The following is a 4191-nucleotide window of genomic DNA, read 5'->3' as shown; positions in this document are numbered from 1 at the left end:
TCTTCAGCAATGAGGCGCAGGTGTATCGTCTCTACCAAGCCGCTCTGGACCGAATCCCTGATGCGACGGGCTTCGCTTGGCATGCTGATCGCGTCGATCATGGGATGAGCCTCCACGACGACGCCTTCAGCTTTCTCTCCTCGCCCGAGTTTAACCAGCATTTCGGCGCCAATCTTTCCGATCAGGCGTTCGTCACAGCGCTCTACCAGAATGTCCTGGACCGCGCGCCAGAGGCGACAGGCCTCAGCTACTGGCTCGGCCATCTTGCTGACCACTCGTTCGACCGGGCCGACGTCCTGGTTGGCTTCTCCGAGAGCCCCGAGAATCACGCTCGGGTCGATGCGGCGATGGCGGCAGGCATCTTGCTCGTCTGATCGAACCGAACCTACCTTGAATTGACATCACGACCCGCGGCTTGATCAGAAGCATCTTCCATCAGGGGGCGCTCAGCGGTGAGAGCTGCATGCGCGGTACCTGCGAAGTGCTTTGATGCTAACGCGGCGTGGCATGACTGCGACGACGCGATAACCCGCGGCTAACCCTGCCCTTGAGGTCAACCCTTGAGCAGGAGCGGCACGATTGATCAGGTTGGCGGTTGGTAGCTCGGACCCCTGTCGAGCCAGTCGACGATCAATGCCTCAGGAGAATGGCAATTCGCAGGAAATGCCAGCTGATTGCCAGAACGAGTGTGCCCGCGCGTGCATCGCTACCGATGGGACAACCACACGCTCCCAAGAATGAATGATGCGAGCAAGTGCAAAGCTGTAAGCACGCGCATCATCCATCCGGAATGGTGCACGAAGAAAGCTGCACCGGCAGCTGTAATAGGCGTCGCGCACGGTCCTCACCCAAGGCACCGGCTGCCCCTCGACATAAGGCCCGGCGGTTACTCGCGCTCGCCCTTTCTACCGGCTCGGAAAACCCGAACGCGACCTCGGCGCGGCGGCTTCTCATCAGGTTCCGTCGGCACCGCAACCTGGGTCACATCGGCCTCCGCATGCGGTTCGGCAGGCGCACGAGGATCTGCACCGACTCTGATCGTCACGCGACGGCTTTCCGGCCCAGCCGAAAGAGCCTGGAGTTCGGCGACCGCCTGATCAACCGCCTGCTGCACCGCATCCAAGGCACCTGCCTGGCGCCGCGCAGCGTCGGCCAGAGTGGCGGCGCTGACGAACTGGGACTGGTCATCGTATACCTGAACCGCCTCGGCGCCGTCCTGAACGCGCGAGGAAGCCAGAAAGAGCGCCTCGCGCGGAGTGACCCGTCGATTAAAGATGCTGACGCCGTGGCGTACGGCGATGATGGTGAAGGCCATGGAAGTTCCGCAAGCAAGGCCGTCAGCCGCGTGAGCCGCCGAGCACCCAAACGCGACCGATCTAACTGAGAGCTCGGCCGCATGTCCAATTGCGCGCCCAACTTTGCCGGGAGAGCGCACACGCGAGAAGCCTGGGGGCGCCCGGACATTTCAAACCCTCTCGACTGCCGGATCCTACAATCGCGACGGCCACCCGCGAGTGCGCACGCGTAGAACTTATCGACAAACTGTCCGGTCCGCGACGGGAACACCTTAACGATTCCACGCTTAGAGCGGGAACGCCGCCGCGGCGTGCCGCTTGTTATCGCGGGACGCCCCAGGGACCGGGCTCAGCGTGGAGTAAGGATATGCCGGCGAGACCGCCCTCGGACGACGAGCGCCGCGTCGCGCTTCTCGCGCTCGCCAATCTCGTTCGTCTCATGGGGGCGGAGCTCGTCGCAGGAGCCCATCGCGACAATGTCGACCGTGTGGAGCTGGCCATTCGTGCGAAGCTGCGGGCGATCGACACCTCGAGCTTCACGCCCGGGGCAGCAGAGCGGGGCTTCGCGGAGGCTGAAGCGCTGATCGAGCAGGCGCTCGTGAATGTCCGTGAGCAAGCCGCAGCGGCGCAAACGCCACCTCCCGCCGACGCCTGCGCGGTGACAGGGTCTGCCCGCCTTCACTGACTCCGGCCAGGTCGCGCGCCGTACGCATGCCGTGATCAGTTCCACTCTGACCGCGTGGAACTGGCGGAGAGTCGCCGCAATCGCCGCGTGAACGGGCTCTAACGGCGTCCGCTCCTACCTCAAGGCGGCCTCGTCCAACTCCAGCCGGAGGCAACGCGGAGCTCAAGCTCAAGGCGCGCCAATCGGCAGCGCCGCACTCGGGACTGATTGAGTGCCGACTGCGAAGCCGTTACACCGGCCTCCGCCTGCTCATACGCGCGGTCCACTGCTGGATCGTTGGATTACGGAGATGTCACCCGAATGGCTGGGTCGTTCACCGCTCACAATGTCGTTCTCGACGACGGGTCGCAGACGCTGCCGGAGCGTGGATGGACGCTCGACAAGTCTCCTCACGTCAGCCTCGTTCACCAAATCGCGCGAATGCTTTTTCCGGAAGGCATCAAAGGGAAGCGGATCGTCGACCTTGGCTGCCTAGAGGGTGGATTCGCGACAGAGTTCGCCCGCCTCGGCCTTGAGAGCACCGGCATCGAAGTCAGAAGGAGCAACTTCGAAAATTGCATGTACATAAAGGAACGAGTAAGCTTCGACAACTTGTCCTTCGAGCTCGATGACGCCTGGAATATAAGCGAATACGGCCCATTCGATATTGTCTTCTGCGTTGGCTTATATTATCACATTGACCGCGTTACAGAATTCATGCATTTGCTCTCCCAGAACGCTCGCAGAGCACTCTTCCTAGACACTCACTTTGCTCCGGAAAACGACGACTCCCCCTCTGTTGCGACCTACAATCTCTCACCTTTGACGCAACACGAGGGAATTCCCGGCCGCTGGTTCCCGGAACATGAGCTTGAGACCGGCAGCACTGCCCTTGATCAGCTCAAGTGGGCCTCGTGGGACAATCGGACATCGTTCTGGCCAACGCGGGCAGGCATTCTTCACCTGATGAGGAATTCAGGATTCACCACTGTCTTCGAGAGCTTTGAGCAGCTTGGCACAGATTTAATATCGGCGATGGGTAAAGACGGATATTACACGACCAATACCCGTTCAGTGTTCATCGGACTAAAGGGCGGTTAAGCGCTTTAGTGGCTCTAGCGCAGACTCCTTCTACTTCGACTTGGAACAGGTCGACCCGCATCTACGCACACGCCGCGGCCACAGCTTGATCGGCATCCAAGACCATGCCGACCACGCACGCCAGCAGGAGGTTGCCGGACCGGCATGGCGCCGCATCCCATGAATGCCCCGGCGCGTGAACGGCGATCGAATGGCGATCCGCGTCCACCGGGTGCGTCGCTGCAGGTCTGAATTCTCCTGGCCGCTCCATTGGTGCCCTCGCTGCGCCGTCCAGAGCCGGCGCTGTCCCGGCATAGAGCATCGGGCCGAGTACACCGATCGGAGCAGTCGGCTCCATGGCCCAGGCAATTACTCTGGGGGCAACCGGTCAATATGATTGTCTGGAAGCGGCATTTTCGTTAGCCCGCCAATCAGAATGACCGCCGACGAATATCGTGCAGCCCTCAAGCGGCTTGGCCTGACCCATGTTGCTGCTGCGGCCTTTCTCGGCGTCGAGGAAATTACCTCGCGGCGATGGGCGACGGCAAAGACGCGCGTGCCCGGTTCAGTTTCCACCCTACTTCGCTTGATCATTGCCCTGAAGCTGACGCCCGACAAGGTGCGCGAGTGGCTCAGCGCGTGACCCGCCGAGTGTCGCGAATGGGCCTCGCCGCCCCAACTGTGTGCCCTCTATCGCGGCCTTCCCTAGGCCGCTGACCCAACGAGGTGGATCTGCCGCCTGCTTCGCCGAGATGACCCCACTCTGGAATTAACATTCTCAGGCGAACAGGAGGCCGTGGGAGGTCGGGTCGGTGTGGTTGGCGATGTTCTCGGCGCTGTGCGAGAAGGCCACCAGCAGATCGGCCCGATCCATCGCGCCGGTGCTCAGTTCGGCCGTCCAATAGCTCAAACCGGCCGCCTCAGGTGCGCGGTGTAGGGCGTTCTCATAGAGGTCCGTGACGAAGCTGCTGGCATCGCTCGCCGCGCCGAAATGGAACACGAATTCGTCCGACGCCAGGAAACTCTCGGCCACGGTCTTCAGGCTCGTGCCGCTGTCAAGCGCTGCCGTCCAGTGGCTCAGGCCCGCCGCGTCCGGCGCCCGATCGAAAGCCGCCCCGTAAAGCAAAGCCGCCGCGTTGGCAGGCGCATGCG

Annotated in this window: 6 protein-coding genes; 4 read left to right on the top strand and 2 right to left on the bottom strand. The window is 62.2% G+C overall.

Annotation, left to right across the window (positions count from 1 at the left end):
* Positions 1–374, top strand: a 374-nt coding sequence (locus WDW90_RS35365) for a DUF4214 domain-containing protein (RefSeq protein ID WP_336492412.1), incomplete at its 5' end; no start/stop codon positions are given.
* Positions 375–886: 512 nt separating this feature from the next.
* On the opposite strand, the gene WDW90_RS35360 is transcribed toward WDW90_RS35365, so the two are convergent.
* On the bottom strand, positions 887–1315 hold the full coding sequence (locus WDW90_RS35360) for a hypothetical protein (RefSeq protein ID WP_336492411.1): 429 nt from the start codon (positions 1313–1315) through the stop codon (positions 887–889).
* Between the two features lie 347 nt (positions 1316–1662).
* Here WDW90_RS35360 and WDW90_RS35355 point away from each other — a divergent pair, with 347 nt between their 5' ends.
* The 3 genes from WDW90_RS35355 to WDW90_RS35345 all read left to right on the top strand — a co-directional run bounded on the left by WDW90_RS35355 (position 1663) and on the right by WDW90_RS35345 (position 3682).
* Complete coding sequence (locus WDW90_RS35355) at positions 1663–1980, top strand: hypothetical protein (RefSeq protein WP_336492410.1); 318 nt, start codon at positions 1663–1665, stop codon at positions 1978–1980.
* Positions 1981–2280: 300 nt separating this feature from the next.
* Positions 2281–3060 (top strand): class I SAM-dependent methyltransferase, encoded by a 780-nt coding sequence (locus tag WDW90_RS35350; protein ID WP_336492408.1) that lies wholly within the window; start codon positions 2281–2283, stop codon positions 3058–3060.
* A 415-nt stretch (positions 3061–3475) separates the two neighbouring features.
* On the top strand, positions 3476–3682 hold the full coding sequence (locus WDW90_RS35345) for a hypothetical protein (RefSeq protein WP_336492407.1): 207 nt from the start codon (positions 3476–3478) through the stop codon (positions 3680–3682).
* A 135-nt stretch (positions 3683–3817) separates the two neighbouring features.
* Here the strand turns inward: WDW90_RS35345 and WDW90_RS35340 are convergent.
* On the bottom strand, positions 3818–4191 hold a 374-nt coding region (locus WDW90_RS35340; RefSeq protein ID WP_336492406.1), incomplete at its 5' end, for a DUF4214 domain-containing protein.

This window comes from Methylobacterium nigriterrae (assembly GCF_037106235.1).
Taxonomy (GTDB): Bacteria; Pseudomonadota; Alphaproteobacteria; order Rhizobiales; family Beijerinckiaceae; genus Methylobacterium; species Methylobacterium nigriterrae.
This window is presented reverse-complemented; position numbering and strand designations above follow the sequence as displayed.

Bases quoted from the DNA above. Each gene is read 5' to 3' on its own strand.
- WDW90_RS35350 (WP_336492408.1), top strand. From the start codon at position 2,281: ATGGCTGGGTCGTTCACCGCTCACAATGTCGTTCTCGACGACGGGTCG.
- WDW90_RS35345 (WP_336492407.1), top strand. From the start codon at position 3,476: ATGACCGCCGACGAATATCGTGCAGCCCTCAAGCGGCTTGGCCTGACC.
- WDW90_RS35360 (WP_336492411.1), bottom strand. From the start codon at position 1,315: ATGGCCTTCACCATCATCGCCGTACGCCACGGCGTCAGCATCTTTAAT.
- WDW90_RS35355 (WP_336492410.1), top strand. From the start codon at position 1,663: ATGCCGGCGAGACCGCCCTCGGACGACGAGCGCCGCGTCGCGCTTCTC.